This window comes from Nocardia sp. NPDC050799, assembly GCF_040654015.1.
In the GTDB taxonomy this organism is placed as follows: Bacteria; Actinomycetota; Actinomycetes; order Mycobacteriales; family Mycobacteriaceae; genus Nocardia.
In genome coordinates, this window is the sequence record NZ_JBFAHF010000008.1 from 168,697 (window position 1) to 186,936 (window position 18,240).

Genomic DNA, 18,240 nt, shown 5'->3' on the forward strand with positions numbered 1-18,240 from the left:
GGGCTTTCCCAGGTCCCTGTGTTGGCCGGTCGTTAATCCGTCGGTCTCCTGAGACTCGCCTGGGTGGGCTAGCGTGCGTGCGTTCAGCCCGGAACAGGAGTCCACTGTGAAACCTCTAGCGCTCTTTGTCGCCCACGAACCCGCGGGATCGCGGGCTCGCGTCACCTGTCAGTACAAATGCGGAAACGCCTGCTTCCACGAGGTGCCCAACACCTCGTCGAACACCTACTTCGGGGATATCGTCGCGGGGATCTCCCGGCGGCGCCTGCTGCAGGGCAGTGCGGCCGCGGTGGTCGCGATCGGCGCGGCGAGCGCGCTCGCCGCCTGCGGCGACGGGACCGAGGTCGGTCCGGCCGCGAATTCCGGGGGCACGGGGACCGGGTTCGCGCCGGTCGCGCCGAACACCGAGGACGCGCTCGTCGTCCCGGAGGGTTACGAACAGGGTGTCGTCATCCGGTGGGGCGATCCGCTGTTCGAGGACGCGCCCGAATTCGATTTCTTCGGCCAGACCCCGGCCGCGCAGCTGAAGCAGTTCGGCTACAACAACGATTTCGCCGGACTGCTGCCGATCGAGGGACAGCCGGGCAAGTACCTGCTCGTGGTGAACCACGAGTACACGACCGAACAGTTCATGTTCCCCGGATACAAGCCCGAGGCGATCACCCGGGAGCAGGTCGAGATCGCCATGGCCGCGCACGGTCTTTCCGTGGTCGAGGTACACGGCGATCCCGGGAGCGGCCGGTTGCAGCCCGCGTTCGGGAAGTACAACCGGCGGATCACCGCGACCACCGAGTTCCGGCTCACCGGACCCGCGGCCGGCAGCCCGCTGCTGAAGACCTCCGCCGACCCCACCGGCACGAAGGTCCTCGGTACGGTCAACAACTGCTCCGGCGGGGTGACCCCGTGGGGCACGGTGTTGTCCGGCGAGGAGAACTTCAACGCCTACTTCATCGGCAAATCCGCCGATCCGGTGGCGGCGGCGCGGCTGAAGCGCTACGGCATCGGCGAATCCGACGCTCCGCACTACTGGGAGAAGTTCGACAAGCGATTCGATATCGCCGCCGAACCCAACGAATCCCACCGCTTCGGCTGGGTGGTCGAAGTGGACCCGTGGGATCCCGCCTCCACCCCGGTCAAGCACACCGCACTGGGCCGGTTCAAGCACGAGGCGGCGAACATCCACGTCGCCGCCGACGGCACCGTCGTCGCCTACACCGGTGACGACGAGCGATTCGACTACATGTACAAGTTCGTCTCCTCGCGCAAGGTCGAGCCCGGTACCGGCGCCGCGAGCCGCCGCCACAATATGACCATCCTGGACGCCGGCACCCTCTACGTCGCGAAACTCACCGGTGACCACCCGGACCGGATCGACGGCTCGGGCACCGTCCCCTCCGATCAGGGTTTCACCGGCACCGGGCAGTGGATCCCGATCCTGCGCACGGCCGCGGACGGCCGCGGCGAATCGCTGGTGGACGGGATGACCGCCGAAGAGGTCGCGGTGTTCACCCGACTCGCCGGTGACAAGGTGGGCGCCACCAAGATGGACCGTCCCGAGGACTTCGAGGCCAACCCGAAGACCGGCAAGGTCTATGTCGCGCTGACCAACAACGACAAGCGCGGTACCGACGGCAAAGCCGGAGTCGACGAGGCCAACCCGCGCAACAAGAACAAGAACGGCCAGGTACTCGAGCTCACCGACGATCACGCCGGCACCTCGTTCACCTGGACCCTGCTGCTGGTCTGCGGTGACCCGGCCGCCGCCGACACCTATTTCGCGGGATACGACAAAACCGAGGTCAGCCCCATCTCCTGCCCCGACAACCTTGCCTTCGATCCGTACGGCAACCTGTGGATCAGCACCGACGGCAATGCCCTCGACGCCAACGACGGACTGTTCGCGGTGGTGCTCGACGGTGACCGGCGTGGCGAGACCAAACAGTTCCTGTCGGTTCCGATCGGTGCCGAGACCTGCGGTCCGGTGATCACCGAGGAGCGGGTCATGGTGTGTGTTCAGCATCCGGGCGAAACCGACGATGCCTCGGTGGAGAACCCGGCCTCGCACTGGCCGGACGGCGGAACGACCCAGCCGCGCCCGGCCGTGGTGGCGGTCTGGAAGTCCGGGGGCGGCCGGATCGGCGTATAGGCGTACCTCCGCGTTCGCTCCGGCCGTGCGCTCCGTGCGTACCTCCGCGTTCGCTCCGGCCGTGCGCGTCCGTATGTCGGGGCGTTCGGCCACAGCTCGGTTGGGGTGTTGGCCTCGGAGTACGCGGCGTACGGGGCTATCCGCTGCCGGTGAGCCCGCCCATCCGGGCGAAGCGGGCGAAATCGCCCTGTGCGCCGCTGTACACGTTGATATCGGTGTTGCCGTGGATACCCGGGATCGAGCCGGAGTCGGTCTGCTGCCAGAAGGTCCACGCGGGCCAGCGCCCGGGTACCTCCGGTTCGGCGCGGTCCCGATAGTCGGCGATCCACAGCGGGTAGCGGTGGAACTGGTCGCTGTCGGCCATCGCGGTCTGCCAGAACCGCGGGTAGGTGTAGACGATCGGCACACGCCCGGTGAGGGTCTGCACGGTATTGAGGTAGCGGTGGGTCCAATCGATCAGCGCGCCCGGCGCCAGCCCGCCGGAATGCTCGATATCCAGTACCGGCGGCAGGTCCAGCGGGCCGTTCTGGCCGAGGACGATCGTCGCGTAGAGGGCCGCCTGCGGTTCCGGCGGGAGTTCCGGGCGGGCGTAGTGGTAGGTACCGCGCGCCATCCCGGCCAACCGCATCTGCAGACTGTCCTGAACGAAGAACGGGTTGACGTAGTCCAGGCCTTCGGTGGCCTTGACCATGGCGAAACGGTGACCCGCCGCGCGGACGGAGAACCAGTCGATGGGCCGTCCACCGCCGTGTTGCCAGGACGAGACATCCGGGCCGGTGGGTTCGGCGTGCGCGGGTGCGGAAACGAGCGCGAGGCCCGCCACCAGCGCGAATGCCAGCATGCCGAGGACGGTGGGCCGGCGGCGGCCGCGAACGAAGCTGCCCGGCCCCAAGCGCGAGCCGGACTTTCGTACGGTCGATCTCAATCGGGCAGTTGTCATGGTCCCGACCCTAGGCACGCGGACCTGCACTCCCCGGTATTACACCGCCGTGTCCGGAGATCCCGCGGTGGTCCGAATACGGATGGCCGGCATCGATGGTCGGGGCCCGCCCCGTGTCCGGACCGCCCGGCGGAGGAAGGCCCGGGGGTCACCGGGGTCCCGAGCCGGCCCGCCGTAGGCGGGACGAACAAGTGTCGAATCGTCGTGGCGTGACCGGGATCCGGTCCGGATACTGGTTTCAATATTGTGCGGAGCCGGAGGTGGGTTATGCGCACTGTCGGATGGTCGGCGGCGGAATGGCAGCTGTTCGCGGGAGAGACCTGGGGTGTCTCCGGTCCCGCGTTCCTGCTGCTCTACCTACCGATCGCGGTTGTCGCCGTGGTGATCGGACGGCGGCTGCGGTACCGGATCGTGCACGCGCCCGCGTCGGCTCCGCCCGGTGCTCTGACCGCACCCGAACTCGGTCTGCTGACCAGCGATCGGCGGGCGGTGATGGCTTCGGTCGCACTGTTGCGCGGTCACGATCTCATCGACGCCGGTGGTAGTCCGGCCGGGAACGCCGCAGCCACGGTCGCGCTGGATCCGTTCACCGTCGCGGTCCGCGACCGGCTCGGCGAGTCGACGGCGGGCATCACCCTGATGACCGCTCGGCTCCGGCCCGAACTGGACCGGATGCGTGAGACACTCGTCGATCGCGGCTATCTGGCCAACCGCCGGTACACCGGGCAGTTGCGGGAGGCCGCACTGCCGATTCTGGTCGTCGGCCTGTTCGGGGTGGCCCGGCTGGTCACCGGCCTGGTCAACGGCAAGCCGGTGCTCTTCCTCCTGCTCGTGCTGATCGCGCTGGGAATTGCCGGATGGCGGGTGGCGGCCCCGGTGCGGGTCACGCCCGCGGGCCGGGCGGCGTTGGCCGAGGCCACCGGCGGCAACCGCTATCTGCGCCCGGCGAACTCGCCGTCGTACCAGACCTACGGACCCGGGGCCGCCGGGTTGGCGGTCGCGCTGTTCGGAGTGCAGGCGCTGGTGCTGCTCGATCCGGCGCTGAACACCGCCATGTCCGGGTACAGCGCGGAAGGTGTATCCGGGGGAGATTCCGGTGCGGGCGACACGGGCGGTGGCAGCAGCTGCGGTGGTGGTAGCAGCTGCGGTGGCGGTGGGGGTTGTGGCGGGGGCGGCTGCGGTGGCTGACCGGTGACCGGCCCGCTACCGGAAACCGCGCTCGGGATCGGCTGGCGACCGGAGATCTGCGGTGTGATCGACCGGCTGGACGGGCTCGATTTCTGTGAGGTCATCGCGGAATCGCTACGTTCGGGCGCCCGCGGTGGGGTCGAGGTACCGGTGGAACTGGCGGCGCTGCGCGACCGGGGTACCGCTGTTGTCCCGCATGGCATCTCGCTGTCGCTGGGCGGTGCCGAACCGGTGGACGGGCGCCGCATCGAACATCTGGCCGCCTGCGCGCGGGCGGTATCGGCGCCGCTGGTGAGTGAGCACATCGCCTTCGTGCGGGCGGGTGGACTCGAGGCCGGTCAGCTGCTGCCGGTGCCGCGCAGCCGGGAAGCGCTCGATGTACTGTCCGCGAATATCACCCGGACCCGGGCCGGTGTGGACGTGCCGCTCGCGGTGGAGAACATCGCGGCGCTGTTCGACTGGCCCGACGACGAATTCAGCGAAGCGGAGTTCCTGACCGAGATCGTCGAACGCACCGGGGTGTATCTGCTGCTCGATATCGCCAATATGTACGCGAACGCGCGCAACCGGGGCCGTGACCCGCGCACCGAACTGCGGCGCCTGCCCACCGAGCGGATCGCCTACTGCCATATCGCCGGCGGCCACGAATCCGGCGGTCGCTACCACGACACCCATCTGCATCCGATACCCGCGGAGGTGCTCGCGCTGGTCGCCGAGTTCGTACACGATCACCCGGTTCCGCTCATGCTCGAACGGGACGGTAACTATCCGCCTGCCCACGAGCTGCTCGACGAGCTGGACGCGATAGCCGACGCCGCGGCCCGTGCGCCGGTCACCACGGCCGCCCGGGCGGGATTGCGGTGACGGACGCGCAGGTGCCCGGATTGGCCGATCGGCAGGCGGCCCTGGTGCGTGCCCTGGTGGCGGGGGAGCCGGTTCCGGCGGGTTTCGATCCGGCCGTGGTGGGCGCGGTGGCACACGCACTGCTGCACAAACGGGCCCGGGAAGTCGCGGCCCGCCATCCCGACCTGGTGTACGCCACCGGCCCGGATTTCACCGAGCGGTTCGTCGAATGGGCGCGGAACCGGCCGAAGGACGGGACCACGGCCGACGCCCTGCGTTTCGCCCGCGAGCGCGGTGTCCCATGGCCGGCGTCGCGTCCAGGGTTCCGCCCCGCGGTGTCCCGGCTGCTTCAGCGACTTCGCCCGTGGTGACCCCGGGGTCAGCGCCCGGCCACGACCGTGGCCCGGTGCCGCGGGCCGATTCGGCCGGTCCGTCCGAACACTCCATGGCCGGTGTTCGAGCCGGACGCGTCGGCGCGGGAACTCGCTATGGTTTGGCAACAACGATCCACCGAATAACGCACCGCTATCCAACGGCAACTTGGTGGCGTCCCAATAGGTGCCGTCGGCTCAGGCGAGAGGCGGCAGGCCCGGCAGCGCGAACGGCAGCTGCGGCAGGCCCGGCAGGTGGACCGCCGGCAGCAGGCTCGGCGCCGGTGCCGGGATGTAGGGGTTGGGTGTGTTCCAGGCGGCCGGGCTCTGGGAGCCGCCGCCGTGATTCGCCCGGTCCCAATCCGCCGGCTGGTCGTAGCCGCCGTTGTCGTTGTGCGAATCGCGGTCGGGGTACTGGTTGCCGCCACTGTTGAGGTGGTCTTCGTACCCGTCGTAGTTCTGCTGGTTGTGATCGACGTAGCCGTACTGGCCGTTGTCGTCCCAGCCGAAATCCCCGTTGCCGTTCCAGCTGTCGCTATCGCCGAAGCTGTCGCCGGAATCGCTGATCTGGGTCGCCTGGCCGGCGTCGGCGAGGGCGGAGCCGGCGGTGACGGCCAGTGGGGTGAGGGCGATGACCGCGATCGCGGCGATTCGCGCGGCGAGGCGGCGGGTGCGCTGTGCGGGGTTCGTGTTCATCGGAGGGTCCTCACTCGGTCGCGCCCCGGTGGGGGGATCTGGGGCGGTCGCACTCGCTGGAGTGCTTTATTGGAACATCACCTACCGTACCGCTAAATAACGGCACGTTCAATAGATAGCCGTCAATTGGGGTGATCGGCCCCACTCCGGGGTGCTGCGAACCGGGAGCGCGTCGGTTATTGCCTATACGTATATGTCTACGTATAGTTGGCTCATGCCGAATAAGACCATCTACGTCGCCGACGACGACCTGCCACTGTTCCAGCGCGCGCAGGAGTTGGTCGGCGGCAATCTGTCCGGCGCGGTGGTCACCGCGCTCAAGCGCTTCATCGAATTGGAGGAGGGCAAGGTCGAGGGGTACGAGGAAATCGTGCTCCGGGTCGGCCACAACGGTGCCCGGCAGGTGCGCTTCCAGGGCGCCCTGCTCGGTGAACATCGGGACGTGGGCGAGGAGCGGATGGAACACATCCGGGTGTTCCGGGGTCGCAAGGGGAAATACGCGCTGCACGAGCAGTATTCGAATTGGTCGGACTATCCCGAATCGGCGAACTGGCTGCGCGACCTGAAGAACTGGCGCCGCCTGCTCGGTATCGAGCACGACTGGGGTGACTATGTTTTCACGGTCGTGGACACCCTGGAGGAATTGCGGGACAAGATTCCGGACCAGCTCTACCGGCGGATTTCCGGGGTCGCCGATCGTCCACCCGTGGAAGAACTCGATATTTGACGAAGACCATGAACAACGGACGCAGCCCGGCCATCCGCGCGGCCGGCCTGGGCAAGTCCTACGGGGACGAAGTGGTGCTCGACGGTGTCGACATCACCGTCCCCGAGGGCGCCATCTACTCTCTGCTCGGCCCCAACGGCGCCGCCGAGACCAGCATCGTGCAGATCCCGAGCACCCTGATCGCCGCCGACGCCGGCGATATCCGGGTCGGCGGACACGACCCGGCCACCGATCCGACGCCGCCCGTGCCGATTCCCGCCGGTTCGCCGGCGGGGTTCTCGGCGCGCTAGTTGCGTTCGACCTCGATCGGATGGGTGGCCAGCAGTGACAGCGGCAACGGCTGCCGGCGCAGCACTTGCGCCCACATATCGGCGCGCCGCCCGGCGATCGGATCACTGGGCAGGGCGGATACGACGATCCAGTCGTCGTTGGCCAGTTCGCTGTCCAATTGGCCGAAGGTCCAGCCCGCGTACCCGGCGAAGATCCGGACACCCTCGACCAGCGGGCCGATCCGGTCCGGTTCGGCATCCAGATCGACCAGCACCACCCGGCCGTCCACCCGGCGCAGCCCCGGCGCCCCGTCGATGGACGCGCCCACCCGCAAGGTGCCCAGGCACAGCGCGGCATCCCGTTTGACGGGTCCGCCCACGAACAGGGTCTGCGGCGGGGCCGACAGCTCCGCCCACTGCGGCAGCACATCGTGCACCGGGGTGTCGCTGTGCCGGTTCAACACCACCCCGAGCGTTCCCGCGTCGTTGTGCTCGATGATGTAGACCACCGTGCGGCGGAACGTGGGCTCGGCCAGGTCGGTCGAGGAAACGAGTAGTGTCCCGGCCCGCACCGTCTGCTCACTCTGCCGGTTGCCGCGACGACCAGGTTCGGGCTCGTGCCCGTCACCGCGGCCGCCCCGGGTCTTGCGATCATCGGGGTCATCTGCCTGCGCCACCTGGCCATCATCGCAGTTATTGCGCGACTGTGCCGCTCTGATCAACTGTTCACTTCGCGCGAAGTTCGCTCGGGCGCCGTTTCCGCGCCATCTGGACATACCGCGACAGCCTCGTAGAGTCAGCCGTATGCGTCCCCCCGAGGTGCTCCTGGACAACAGCGACGATGTGTACGCCTTCTACCGCGAACACCGGCAGAACCGCCTGCAGGCGATGGGTGCCTACGCCCTGCTCGGGCGGCGCTACCGGCCGCGGATCGGCTACGCGGCCGGAGCGCGCGAGGCGATCGGTGCCCTCATCCGCTCCCGGACCCCGTTGCTGATCGCGGTGAACCACCTGTCGCGGCTGGATCCCTACACCCTCGCGGCCGCCGCCTGGCGCAGTGAACTACGGCCGATCATCGGCCGCACCCGGGTGCTGGCCAAGGACGAGCTGTTCGAGGAGGCCACCTTGCGCCGCCGCATCGACATGATGGGCGGTATCCCGGTGTTCCGTGGGAGCGACCACGGGCTGCGCGCGGTGAACGCGGCGGGGCAGCGGATGATGGATATCTGCGCCGAACGCCTGGCCCATGGGGACAGCCTGGCGATCTTCCCGGAGGGCACCTGCAACGATGTCGACCCGGCGCAGGTGCAGGCGGTCGGAACGGGTATCGGGCATATCGCGTTCCGGACCACCAAACTCGGTGCCCGGCCCGCACTGGTCGGTCTCGGCCTGAGTTACGGCCCACGCACCGACCCGGCGGTCGAGCCGACCAAGGAGCAGGCGAAGTCGGCGAGCTTCTACTTCGGTATGCCGCGAACCGAGCTGCCGACCCGGCCCGCGGAAATCGCCCGGCTGGTCCGCACCGACCTGCAGCAGGCCCTCGACGGCGCCGTGGCCGCCTACTGAAACCCCCTCCGCGAACCCCCTGCGGACTCAGCGGCGCGACCCTACTGTGGCAGCCCCAGGCGGTCGCGGGCCCAGTGCGGTACCAGCGACAGGTATTGCGGTCTGGTCTCGATGAAGTGCTGGACCACCCGGCACATGGGTAACACACCCAGCCCTTCGGCGTGGGTGGCATGCAAGGCGGACTCGACGAGGATCCGGGCGTAATCCGGGCCGTCGAATCGCGGGTCGACCTCGGTGTGCACGAATGCGCGCTCGCCGACGGTGTCCTGATATTCGGTATATCCCGCGACCTCGCCCTCGACCGTGATCTCGAAGCGTTCCAGTGCGGTGTTGTTGCGGACCTCCGTCGGCATGGCTCGACGTTACTCGTTCGGCGGTGAATTTTCGCATCGATACGCGCGGCTGTCAGTCCATTTCGATGATCGCCCGCCCGACGATCTCGCCGCGGGCCAGCGCGCCGTAGGCCTCGTCGGCCCGGTCCAGCGAGTAGCGGCGGGTGATGACCTCCTGCGGTCGGACCGTATTCGCCGCGACCATCCGCAGTAGCGCGGGCATATCGGTGCGCGCCTTCGCGCCGTAGGAGCCGCGGATCTGCAGTTTGCGGCGCACCAGGCGGGCCAGGTCCACCGCGCCGGTGGCGCCGGCGGGCGCGATGCCCACCACCACCGCCCGGCCGCCGTCGTCCAGTACGTCCAGGGCCGTCGCGAACGTCGCGGCGCTGCCCAGCGCCTCGAACGCCACGTCTACCCCGTGCCCTTCGGTCAGCTCCCGGACCCGGGCCGCGGCGTCCTCGGTGCGGGAGTTGATCGTATGGGTGGCACCGAGTTTCGCGACTGCGGCCAGTTTGTCGTCGCTGATATCGATCGCGATGATCCGGGCGACCCCGGCCGCCGCCGCGAACTGCACGATCGACGACCCCACGCCACCGGCCGCGACCACCGCGATCCGGTCGCCGAGTGCGAGTTCGGCGGTGTGCACGGCGCCGAGCGCGGTGAAGGAGCTACAACCCAGGATCGATACGGCCTCGAGGCCGACATCCGCGGGTACGGCGAAGACATCGGAGGCGGGCACCACGCAGTATTCGGCGAGTCCGCCCATCGAGTACATGGCCAGCGGGGTTCCGTCGGCACGGGCGAGACGGGTCGTGCCGTCGTAGAGGGTGCCGTTGAGCCGGTTGTGGGCGAAGAATTTCTCGCACAGGTCCTCGGCGCCGCGGACACAGTGACGACAGTCGCCGCAGGGCATGATGAAGCTGCAGACCACGTTGTCGCCGACCGCGACGGTTTCCACGCCTTCGCCGAGTTGTTCGACCACGCCGGATACCTCGTGGCCGAGTACCGCGGGCGCGGGGAATTTCACCTCGGAGCGCAGGACGTGCAGGTCGGTGTGGCAGACCCCGCAGGCGGTGACCCGCAACAGGACCTCGCCGCGCCGGGGGACCGGCACCGGGATGTCCTCGATCACCAATCGGGGTTCGGTTCCGTGGAAAACTGCGGCCCGCACGCCACTCTCCTCCGTCGTTCGTTCCGGCACACGCGCCCGATGTCCGCGTGGGAACAGCCGGGCCCGACCACCGTCTCAGAAAAAGGTGCTGCCGGGAGCCGGTTCGGCCGTCCGGCCGGAAATTGCCGCCCGAACCGTCGCATCTGCGCGCTTCGGTATGGACTCTACCTGCGGATTCGTGTAAACGAGAGCACTGCTCTTGACATTGATGCCGAAAGGTGTGATTGTTGTTCACAACAGAGAGCATCGCTCACAAAGGAGAAAACGATGACCGCCGCGACCCGTTACCTCGCCCCCACCGGTTTCGACCCGATCTTCAACCGGCTCGCCAACTTGCTGCCCAAGCTCGGGATCAGCGTCGCCGGTTCCCGGTTGTTGGCGGTGCGCGGGCGCAAGTCCGGGGAGTGGCGGACCACCATGGTGAACCTGATGACCGCCGCCGACGGACAGCGTTATCTCGTGGCACCGCGCGGCCACACGCAGTGGGTGCGCAATCTGCGGGTCGCCGGTACCGGCGAGCTGCGGCTGGGCCGGCGCACCGAGGCCTTCACCGGGATCGAGGTCGCCGACGCGGACAAGGTGCCGCTGCTGCGGCTCTACCTCGAGCGCTGGGGCTGGGAGGTCGGCCGCTTCTTCGAGGGCATCACCAAGGACTCCACCGACGCCGAACTCGCCGAAATCGCCCCGGGCTTCCCGGTTTTCCGGATCGAGAGCGCGAGATGAGGCAGCGGCCGGCAACCGGGCGTCAGGACCGCCGGGTCAGCAGGTATTCGATCGCGGCGGCATAGCCCTGGATACCCATCCCGGCGACGACCGCGTCGGCGATGGGGGAGATGTAGGAGTGCCGGCGGAACTCCTCGCGGGCGTGCACATTGCTGATGTGCACCTCGACGATCGGCACCTCCGGAACGACCAGCGCATCGCGCAGCGCCACCGAGGTGTGGGTCAGGCCGCCGGGATTTATCACGATGGCCGACACCGTGCCGCGCGCCTCGTGGATCCGGTCGATCAGCGCGCCCTCGGAATTCGACTGGAAATGGGCTATCTCCCACCCGTGCGCCGCTGCGGCCCGACGACACAATTCGATTACATCGTCGAGGGTTTCCGACCCGTATATCTCGGGTTGCCGAGTGCCGAGCATATTCAAGTTGGGCCCGTTGAGGACCAGAATCGGGCTGCTCGAGGTTTGCGGGACGGCGGCATCGGACATGACAGCAACCCTACCGACACCTCCCGCGCGGGCGGATGATTCTGAGCTACCGTGGCGGGGTATCTCTTAGATGAATGCGGACTTGCGGGGTAACGGCGCACCGCTTCTGATCGATCGGTAGCGTAGCGTCGCCGGGTGTTCTCGGGCGCCCCGATAATTGATCATGGTCCGCCGTGCGACGAGTTGGGCTCGGCCGCAACTGCACACGGTGGGACAAGGTATGGTTTCGGGTTTGCGATCACTCGCAAGCAGGCATTTTTCAGGTACGGTGGTCTTGTTACCGGTGTGACAAGAGTGAAGAGTGGGCGACATGGACGTGAGGGGATCCCGCCGCTTTCGCTTCCGGGGCGCAATAGCCCTTATGGGGGTGGCGGCGCTGGCAATTGCGATGGGATCGTGCGGGTCCGGGACCGAGGCGACCGGACCCGAAGCGGTCGTCGACCAATTCACCGAACGACTCGACGAGCACGACTACGCCGCCGCGGCGGAGTTGACCTCCTACCCCTCCGCAGCTTCAGCAACCCTTCAGCAAATGTTCGAGGGGCTCGAATCGGGCACCGTCGACTACGAGAAGGCGCAATTCATCGGACTCGATGCCGAATCCGGCATCTTCAGTCTCGATGTGCAGTGGAGCTTCGGCGAGCAGAAGAACTGGTCCTACGGGCTGGAGGGCACCGTCCGCAAACTCGCGAACGGCTGGCGGATCTCTTGGGATCCGGCCGTGGTCATGCCCGAGCTCAGCCAGAACCGCACCGTGCGGCTGGTGCGCACCACCCCGGACCCGCCGCCGAAGGTCGTCGACAATATCGGTAAACCGTTGATGACCCAGCAGATCATCAATGTCGTCGAACTCGATCCGTCGCGGATGCCGGATCCGGTGGCCTCCACCGACGCGCTGGCCCGTGCCATCGAACCGGTGGCGCCCCTGATCACCGGCGCCTCGCTCCGCGACGACCTGGCCGCCGCCGGCGGAAAGCCGATCACGGCGGTCAGCCTGCGCGAGGGCGATTTCGCGATTCTGGAACCGCGGATGGCGCCGATCCCGGGCGTGGTGATGAAACAGGAGCCGCGGCTCATCGTCACCGATCGCCGGATCTTCTCGCCGATCCTCGACGCCATGAAGAAGGTCTGGGAACAGAGCCAGGACCAGCATTCCGGTTGGGGTGTGCAACTGTTCGAGAACGGCCGCTTCGTCAAACAACTGGCGGGCAGCCAGGGTCCGGCCGGTCCGGATATCGCGGGCACCATGGACCAGCGGTTGCAGCGTGCCGCCGAGGACGCGGTGGTCAGCGTGGGTTCGCCCGCCTCCATCGTGGTCACCCAGCCCTCCACCGGAGCCGTGGTGGCGGCGGCACAGAACAACTATTCGAGCGCACAGGGTCCGGTCGCGTTCACCGGGCTGTACCCGGTGGGCGGCGCCATCGAGTTGTTCAAGAAGGCGGCCGGGGCGGCCAAGGGCAAAGCACCCGAGGACGTCACCGACCAGGAGGTGATCGAGGCGGCCGCCATGCTCGGCGTCGGCGTGGACTTCCGGGTCCCCGGGCTCGAGGAAGTGACCGGGCGCCCGGCGGGGGCGGGCGGCGCGGAACCGGTTCGCCAGGGCGGTGGCACGGACGCGCTGCTGGTCAGCCCGTTCGGCATGGCGATCGCGGCGGCGGCCATCACCAACGGTACGGCTCGCCCGCCGATGCTCGAACGGGGCCGGCCCAGCGAGACCGACGCACCCATGGGCCCGCTGCCGGGGCCTGTCGACGCGGCCCTGCGCGCGGCGATGCGGGACGGGATGAACGCGCCGCAGATGGCGCGACTGCGCGGATTCCGCGACGTCACCGGGTTCTCGGCGAAGGCCGGCGACGACGGCTGGCTGATCGCGAGCATGGGTGATCTGTCGTTCGCCATCCATATCGCCGATGTCGACAGCGGCGATATGGTCGTCCGGATGGGCGAGCGGATGTTGCAGGCGCTGGCCAAGCCGGACGAATGAGCGGCGGCCGGGTGATCACCTGATCGCCGCGACGGCTCCGCGCCAGCCCAGCAGGAAGAACGCCAGCACCAGCGCCGCCACCACGATAAAACTGAAGGCGGTGCCCTGACCGGCGACCACCCGCAGCAGCATGCCGATCACCAGGGTGCACAACCAGATCACCACACCGGCAGGCCACAGGCGCGAGCCGTCGGGCGGTTCGGTACCGGTCCGGCGGCGCTCCAGCAGCACCGCCGCGACCCAGCCCACGGCCAGCCCGGCCACGAACGGCCACGCCGTGTGCAGCAGGCCGGTGAGCACGGCCTCGTCGTGACTGCGGCGGCCGAGGGCGCAGAACAGCACCACCAGGACGAAGTCGGCACCGATCGCAACGATCCATTTCACTCCGAGCAGCCTAGTCGCGGCGTCGGCGCCGCGGCCACGGTGTGCGCTGCCGGCTCAAGCGTTGCGCTGGGAGAATTCCATCTCGTACTCGTCGTCCTCGGCATTGCGGGTGCGGAACAGGAACGCGAAGACGATCCAGCCGATGATCGCGATCAGCACGAAACTCACCAGCCGGTACACGAACGCGGCGGCAACCGCCTGGGCCGCGGGCAGCCCGGCGGCCGCGGTGAGACCGTAGATCAGGGTCGCGTCCACGTAGACGATCCCACCCGGCGCGAACGGGATCGAACCGACGGCCTTACCCGCCGCGAACGCGATGAGCAGCCCCGCCCACCGGGGGTCGCCGCCGATGGCATAGCAGGCAGCGCCCAGGCAGGCGATATCGGCGAGCCGGTGGATCACCGCCCAACTGATGACCCACGCGCCGTCCCGGGTGCCCAGTTTCACCGATTCGACCTGGTCGAGCATTTCCCGGATCTTGTCGATACCGGTCTCCGCGGACCGTTTGCGTGCCCGGTTCACCAGCAGCAGCGCGCGGTGCAGCAGCTTCTCGAGCGTGCCCGGATGCCGCGAGGCGTAGTTCCCCGCCCAGACCAGCGCCACCACCGCGGCCACCGAGACGATCAGATTCACCGGACCCACCCGGTCACCCGCGAGCACGGTGCCGAGTACGCCGATCAGGGCCAGCCCCGCGGCGGAGACCACACCGGAGAAGACCAGCTGCCAGGACGCGACCACCGGGCTGGCGCCCCAGCGCCGGGTCTGCCGATAGGTGAACGCCGTGGAGAACACCTGGCCGGCGGGCAGGGTCACCGACATGGCGGTGGCGCCGTAGACGACCGCTGCCGACCGATGCTGGCTCACCTCGACGCCGCCCGCGCGCAGCAGTTGTTTCTGGACGTGGCCGAACCCGGTCATGGACAGCATTTGCGCCGCGATACACAGCGCGACCCAGCCCCAATGGATTTCGGTGAGTTTTTGCCACGACTCGTGTAATCGCGGCCACAGATAAAACGCTTCACCTATCAGCAGGAGAAGCACGATCGAAACGGCCAGCCATTTGAGCCAGCGGAATTTGCGGCGGCGATTCTCGATGTGTTCCGATGCCCCGGCCCCGGGCACAGCAGCGGTGCCCGCTGCATCACCGTTGGCCGTCACGGGCCCAGCCTAATGGACACCTCCCGCAGAAGTCCGCTGCCTGGTCCGATACCGCCGTGAGCGGGCGAGGTCGGCTCGGGTCGGTGTGGTGGGCGGTCGGTCGGTATGGTGACGCGCACGGCCGGAGCGAATGCGGAGGTACGCACGGAGCGCACGGCCGGAGCGAATGCGGAGGTACGCCTAGTCCACGGTTTCGCTCGGCCAGGACAGCCTCGTCTTGCGGCGGCGGCCGCGTAGTTGCACTTCTTCGCCGGCCGTCCAGTGCCGCTGCTCGCCGTCCTCGGCGAAATACAGCGCCGAACCGGAGGCGAGTACCCGGCCGGGGTGGTCCTTGGCGAGTTCGGTGAGCCGGGACGCCTCGTTCACCGGATCGCCGATAACGGTGTATTCGAAGCGGTTGGCGGCACCGATATTCCCCGCGACCGCCAGGCCCGCGGAAACTCCGATACCGATATCCAGTCCGGCGACCGCGCGCAATGCCTCGCGCAGATCGCGGGCGGCGGCCAGCGCGGCCGTCGGTGCGTCCGGGCGGTCCAGCGGCGCGCCGAAAATCGCGAGCGCGGCGTCGCCGACGAATTTATTGACGAACCCGTGGTGGTGGTCGATCACATCCACCACCACCCGGAAGAATTCGTTGAGCAGGCTCACCACTTCGGTGGGCGGATGTTCCGCGGCGGTCGCGGTGGAGCCGACCATGTCCACGAACAGGACTGCCACGAATCGGGTTTCCCCGCCGAGTTCGGTGCCGTAGTCCAGCGCGCGCTGGGCCACTTCGGCGCCCACATGCTGGCCGAACAGTTCCTGCAGCCGCTGCCGGGTGGCCGCCTCCTCCATCATCCGGTTGAAACCGACCTGCAGCAGGCCGATCTCGCTTCCGTCGAAAACCTCCACCTGCACATCGCGGGCACCGTTCTGCACCTGGTCGATGGCCTGGCTGAGCTGGCGGACCGGGTCGGAGATGCTGGACGCGGTGAGCATGGACAGGGCCAGCGCCTGCATGATCACCACCCCGCACAGCAGCAGGATCGATACCGCCAGCGACTGCGCGGAGAACTTCACATCCGACGAGATCTGGGTGACACACAGCAGCACGATGGCGATGGTCGGGGCGAAGGTGCCCAGCCCCCAGGTCATTGCCATCCGCGTACCGACACCGGGAGTCAGGGTGTGGTCGAAACGTCCGGCGGTGAGTGCCTCGGCCGCCACCGGGCGCAGAATCCGTTCACCGAGCATGTAGGTGAAACCGAACACGATGGTCGCGGCCATACATTCGGTGATGATCACGGTACCGGCCAGGGCCGGGGTCTCGGAGATGATCGCCGCGCCCAGCACCCCGCCGCCGAGAATCCACAGGGCCAGATGCAGAATCGCCTGCCGCAGCGGCGCGTGCAGGGCGGCCATCTGTTCCTGCCGGCTGGGCGGACCGCCGCGCACCTGCCAGCGCATCACCGGCCGGAGCATCAGGGCCGAGGCCGCCACACTGAGGAAACCGCCGGTGAGGAAGACGATGGCCGGGACCAGCAGTCCCACCTGCCGGGTACCGGGCTCCTCCCCTTCGGGAACCGGCAGTCCGTACTGGATGAACGCCCACACCAATACGGCGCCGAAAGCATTCGCGAGCAGCATCGAGGTGAGGTACAGGGGCCAGCGCGTATGCATGGTCTGTTTGACCGCTTCCAATGGCGCTGACACGTGTACCAATCTAGCGCCCGGTGCCGACCGTCCAGTCCTCCCGGGTTGCGCAGGTACGCGCACCTCCGCCTCCGCTCCGGCCGTGCGCGGCCTGTTGGTGGGCTTCGCCCGCTGCCCTCACTAGGCTCGGCGGAGTGACCGAGCCGAAACCATCTGCCGCAGACGCCGTTCACCCCATCGTCCGGCAGACCGCCGAATGGGCCTGGCGGCTGCTGGTGATCTTCGCCCTGGTCGCGGTGCTGGCGGCGGCGGTGCGGCGACTCGACACGGTGGTGATCCCGCTGGCCATCGCCATGCTGGCGGCCGCGCTGCTGGCGCCGCTGGTGGACTGGATGCAGCGCCGCGGGGTGCCGCGCGGGCTCGGGGTTTTCGTCGCGCTGGTCGGTTCGCTCGGGCTGGTCGCCGGCGTGGTGACCTTCGTGGTGGAGCAGTTCGTGGTGGGTGTGCCGCAGTTGTCCGACGAGTTCACCAACAGCATCCACAAGGTCCAGGACTGGGCCATCAACGGTCCGATGCACCTGAGCGACGACCAGATCCGCAATGCCGGCGATGCCACCGTCCGGGCCATCCAGTCCAACCAGGACACGCTGACCAGCGGCGCGCTGACCACCGCGACCATGATCGGTCACATCCTGACCGGCACCTTCCTCACCCTCTTCATCCTCATCTTCCTGCTCTACAGCGGTGACCAGATCTGGCGTTTCGTCACCCGCGTCGTGCCGACCGAGCATCGGGAACGGGTGCGCACCGCCGGGGAACTCGGGTTCGGTTCGCTGGTGGGCTTCGTGCGGGCCACCGTCGTGGTCGCCGCGGTGGACGCGATCGGGATCGGCGCCGGGCTGGCCCTGCTCGGTGTGCCGCTCGCGCTGCCGCTGGGCTCGCTGGTGTTCATCAGCGCGTTCATCCCGATCATCGGTGCGTTTCTGGCCGGTTTCGTGGCGGTTTTCATCGCACTGGTGACCAAGGGTTTCGTGACCGCGCTCATCGTCCTCGGCATCATCGTCGCGGTGATGCAGCTGGAGGGGCATGTGCTGCAACCGTTGTTGCTCGGGCGTGCCGTACGGATCCATCCGCTGGCGGTGGTACTCGCGATCGCCGCGGGTGTGGTGCTGGGCGGTATCGCGGGCGGTCTGCTCGCGGTACCGCTGGTCGCGGTGCTGAACACCGCGATCCGCTCACTGCTCGCCGCGGACCCCGAGGAGTTGCTCGGCGAACCGGCACCCGATCGTAAAGGGATCTATGTGGCCGAACCGGATTCAGCGGAGGACGGCGAGCATTCCGTGAGCGGTCCCCAGGTACTGGGCCGTTTCGATATCGGGGCTCTGCTCGCCGAAGCGCAACGCCGGCTGGCGCTGGCCCGGACCGCCGATCCGCAGCCGCGTGGGGACGGTGCGAACCCCGGGCCGAGCATCTCCGCCAGCCGCCGGGAAACCGGAGATGAGCAGGGCTGACGTGGTGCCTGCCACCCCCGCATCCGGGAATGCCCTGATGCGGGATCCGGGCTGTGCTGGGTAATCTCGGTCCTATGAACGGCCCCGATCCGGTATTCGACGGTGCGGGTTC

At 68.2% G+C, this 18,240-nt stretch carries 19 protein-coding genes; 10 read left to right on the forward strand and 9 right to left on the reverse strand.

Translation table 11 applies throughout. The features are described from left to right. Positions 1-106 precede the first annotated feature (106 nt). A complete protein-coding gene (locus AB0H42_RS11155) occupies positions 107-2,146 on the forward strand; it encodes a PhoX family phosphatase (protein WP_357053239.1) in 2,040 nt (679 codons plus the stop codon). Between the two features lie 136 nt (positions 2,147-2,282). Here the strand turns inward: AB0H42_RS11155 and AB0H42_RS11160 are convergent, their stop codons facing one another. Continuing rightward, complete coding sequence (locus tag AB0H42_RS11160; RefSeq protein ID WP_357053385.1) at positions 2,283-2,987, reverse strand: glycoside hydrolase family 25 protein; 705 nt, start codon at positions 2,985-2,987, stop codon at positions 2,283-2,285. A 366-nt stretch (positions 2,988-3,353) separates the two neighbouring features. Here AB0H42_RS11160 and AB0H42_RS11165 point away from each other — a divergent pair, with 366 nt between their 5' ends. The 3 genes from AB0H42_RS11165 to AB0H42_RS11175 are packed head-to-tail and all read left to right on the forward strand — an operon-like array spanning position 3,354 to position 5,488. Continuing rightward, the gene (locus tag AB0H42_RS11165) at positions 3,354-4,274 is read left to right on the forward strand and encodes a TIGR04222 domain-containing membrane protein (RefSeq protein ID WP_357053242.1); all 921 of its coding nucleotides are present in this window, start codon (positions 3,354-3,356) and stop codon (positions 4,272-4,274) included. Between the two features lie 3 nt (positions 4,275-4,277). Next, entirely contained in the window at positions 4,278-5,138 is an 861-nt protein-coding gene (locus AB0H42_RS11170) for a DUF692 domain-containing protein (protein ID WP_357053245.1), read from the forward strand. After that, the gene (locus tag AB0H42_RS11175; RefSeq protein WP_357053248.1) at positions 5,135-5,488 is read left to right on the forward strand and encodes a hypothetical protein; all 354 of its coding nucleotides are present in this window, start codon (positions 5,135-5,137) and stop codon (positions 5,486-5,488) included. The genes AB0H42_RS11170 and AB0H42_RS11175 overlap by 4 nt, the downstream gene beginning before the upstream one ends. A gap of 198 nt (positions 5,489-5,686) precedes the next feature. On the opposite strand, the gene AB0H42_RS11180 is transcribed toward AB0H42_RS11175, so the two are convergent. After that, complete coding sequence (locus AB0H42_RS11180) at positions 5,687-6,184, reverse strand: hypothetical protein (RefSeq protein ID WP_357053251.1); 498 nt, start codon at positions 6,182-6,184, stop codon at positions 5,687-5,689. Between the two features lie 214 nt (positions 6,185-6,398). Between AB0H42_RS11180 and AB0H42_RS11185 the strand changes: the two genes are divergently transcribed. Both AB0H42_RS11185 and AB0H42_RS11190 read left to right on the forward strand, forming a co-directional pair. After that, the gene (locus AB0H42_RS11185) at positions 6,399-6,911 is read left to right on the forward strand and encodes an EXLDI protein (RefSeq protein WP_357053254.1); all 513 of its coding nucleotides are present in this window, start codon (positions 6,399-6,401) and stop codon (positions 6,909-6,911) included. Further along, positions 6,908-7,201, forward strand: coding sequence for an ATP-binding cassette domain-containing protein (locus AB0H42_RS11190; protein ID WP_357053257.1), 294 nt, complete (start codon positions 6,908-6,910; stop codon positions 7,199-7,201). Before AB0H42_RS11185 ends, AB0H42_RS11190 begins: the two co-directional genes overlap by 4 nt. Here the strand turns inward: AB0H42_RS11190 and AB0H42_RS11195 are convergent. Continuing rightward, positions 7,198-7,857, reverse strand: coding sequence for a YqgE/AlgH family protein (locus AB0H42_RS11195; RefSeq protein ID WP_357053260.1), 660 nt, complete (start codon positions 7,855-7,857; stop codon positions 7,198-7,200). The genes AB0H42_RS11190 and AB0H42_RS11195 overlap by 4 nt on opposite strands. A 127-nt stretch (positions 7,858-7,984) precedes the next feature. Here AB0H42_RS11195 and AB0H42_RS11200 point away from each other — a divergent pair, with 127 nt between their 5' ends. Beyond that, the gene (locus AB0H42_RS11200) at positions 7,985-8,746 is read left to right on the forward strand and encodes a 1-acyl-sn-glycerol-3-phosphate acyltransferase (protein WP_357053263.1); all 762 of its coding nucleotides are present in this window, start codon (positions 7,985-7,987) and stop codon (positions 8,744-8,746) included. Between the two features lie 41 nt (positions 8,747-8,787). On the opposite strand, the gene AB0H42_RS11205 is transcribed toward AB0H42_RS11200, so the two are convergent. Together AB0H42_RS11205 and AB0H42_RS11210 are read right to left on the reverse strand one after the other, a co-directional pair. Beyond that, positions 8,788-9,099 (reverse strand): GNAT family N-acetyltransferase, encoded by a 312-nt coding sequence (locus AB0H42_RS11205; protein WP_357053266.1) that lies wholly within the window; start codon positions 9,097-9,099, stop codon positions 8,788-8,790. 52 nt (positions 9,100-9,151) lie between these two features. Further along, positions 9,152-10,249 carry a zinc-binding dehydrogenase gene (locus tag AB0H42_RS11210; RefSeq protein ID WP_357053269.1) on the reverse strand — a complete coding sequence of 366 codons (1,098 nt, stop codon included), beginning with the start codon at positions 10,247-10,249 and terminating at the stop codon, positions 9,152-9,154. Between the two features lie 267 nt (positions 10,250-10,516). Here AB0H42_RS11210 and AB0H42_RS11215 point away from each other — a divergent pair, with 267 nt between their 5' ends. Further along, positions 10,517-10,972, forward strand: coding sequence for a nitroreductase/quinone reductase family protein (locus AB0H42_RS11215; RefSeq protein WP_357053272.1), 456 nt, complete (start codon positions 10,517-10,519; stop codon positions 10,970-10,972). Between the two features lie 22 nt (positions 10,973-10,994). Here AB0H42_RS11215 and aroQ read toward each other — a convergent pair whose 3' ends face one another. Continuing rightward, the gene (aroQ, locus tag AB0H42_RS11220) at positions 10,995-11,459 is read right to left on the reverse strand and encodes a type II 3-dehydroquinate dehydratase (protein WP_030524894.1); all 465 of its coding nucleotides are present in this window, start codon (positions 11,457-11,459) and stop codon (positions 10,995-10,997) included. Positions 11,460-11,769: 310 nt separating this feature from the next. On the opposite strand from aroQ, the gene AB0H42_RS11225 reads away from it, so the two are divergent. Continuing rightward, a complete protein-coding gene (locus AB0H42_RS11225; RefSeq protein ID WP_357053275.1) occupies positions 11,770-13,443 on the forward strand; it encodes an NTF2-like N-terminal transpeptidase domain-containing protein in 1,674 nt (557 codons plus the stop codon). A 15-nt stretch (positions 13,444-13,458) separates the two neighbouring features. Here the strand turns inward: AB0H42_RS11225 and AB0H42_RS11230 are convergent, their stop codons facing one another. From AB0H42_RS11230 to AB0H42_RS11240, 3 genes are all read right to left on the reverse strand, one after another. Further along, positions 13,459-13,827: a DUF3054 domain-containing protein gene (locus AB0H42_RS11230; RefSeq protein ID WP_357053278.1), complete on the reverse strand. Its 369-nt coding sequence runs from the start codon at positions 13,825-13,827 to the stop codon at positions 13,459-13,461. A 54-nt stretch (positions 13,828-13,881) separates the two neighbouring features. Further along, entirely contained in the window at positions 13,882-14,949 is a 1,068-nt protein-coding gene (locus AB0H42_RS11235; protein ID WP_357053388.1) for a YbhN family protein, read from the reverse strand. Positions 14,950-15,165: 216 nt separating this feature from the next. Next, positions 15,166-16,644, reverse strand: coding sequence for an adenylate/guanylate cyclase domain-containing protein (locus AB0H42_RS11240; protein WP_357053391.1), 1,479 nt, complete (start codon positions 16,642-16,644; stop codon positions 15,166-15,168). A gap of 167 nt (positions 16,645-16,811) precedes the next feature. On the opposite strand from AB0H42_RS11240, the gene AB0H42_RS11245 reads away from it, so the two are divergent. Further along, positions 16,812-18,128 carry an AI-2E family transporter gene (locus AB0H42_RS11245; RefSeq protein WP_357053280.1) on the forward strand — a complete coding sequence of 439 codons (1,317 nt, stop codon included), beginning with the start codon at positions 16,812-16,814 and terminating at the stop codon, positions 18,126-18,128. Positions 18,129-18,240 lie beyond the last annotated feature (112 nt).

What these genes read in the sequence shown, in the direction of transcription:
- AB0H42_RS11160 (WP_357053385.1), bottom strand. Translation starts at nt 2,987, where the DNA reads ATGCTGGCATTCGCGCTGGTGGCGGGCCTCGCGCTCGTTTCCGCACCC.
- AB0H42_RS11165 (WP_357053242.1), top strand. Translation starts at nt 3,354, where the DNA reads ATGCGCACTGTCGGATGGTCGGCGGCGGAATGGCAGCTGTTCGCGGGA.
- AB0H42_RS11180 (WP_357053251.1), bottom strand. Translation starts at nt 6,184, where the DNA reads ATGAACACGAACCCCGCACAGCGCACCCGCCGCCTCGCCGCGCGAATC.
- AB0H42_RS11185 (WP_357053254.1), top strand. Translation starts at nt 6,399, where the DNA reads ATGCCGAATAAGACCATCTACGTCGCCGACGACGACCTGCCACTGTTC.
- AB0H42_RS11200 (WP_357053263.1), top strand. Translation starts at nt 7,985, where the DNA reads ATGCGTCCCCCCGAGGTGCTCCTGGACAACAGCGACGATGTGTACGCC.
- AB0H42_RS11205 (WP_357053266.1), bottom strand. Translation starts at nt 9,099, where the DNA reads ATGCCGACGGAGGTCCGCAACAACACCGCACTGGAACGCTTCGAGATC.
- AB0H42_RS11215 (WP_357053272.1), top strand. Translation starts at nt 10,517, where the DNA reads ATGACCGCCGCGACCCGTTACCTCGCCCCCACCGGTTTCGACCCGATC.
- aroQ (WP_030524894.1), bottom strand. Translation starts at nt 11,459, where the DNA reads ATGTCCGATGCCGCCGTCCCGCAAACCTCGAGCAGCCCGATTCTGGTC.
- AB0H42_RS11225 (WP_357053275.1), top strand. Translation starts at nt 11,770, where the DNA reads ATGGACGTGAGGGGATCCCGCCGCTTTCGCTTCCGGGGCGCAATAGCC.
- AB0H42_RS11240 (WP_357053391.1), bottom strand. Translation starts at nt 16,644, where the DNA reads ATGCATACGCGCTGGCCCCTGTACCTCACCTCGATGCTGCTCGCGAAT.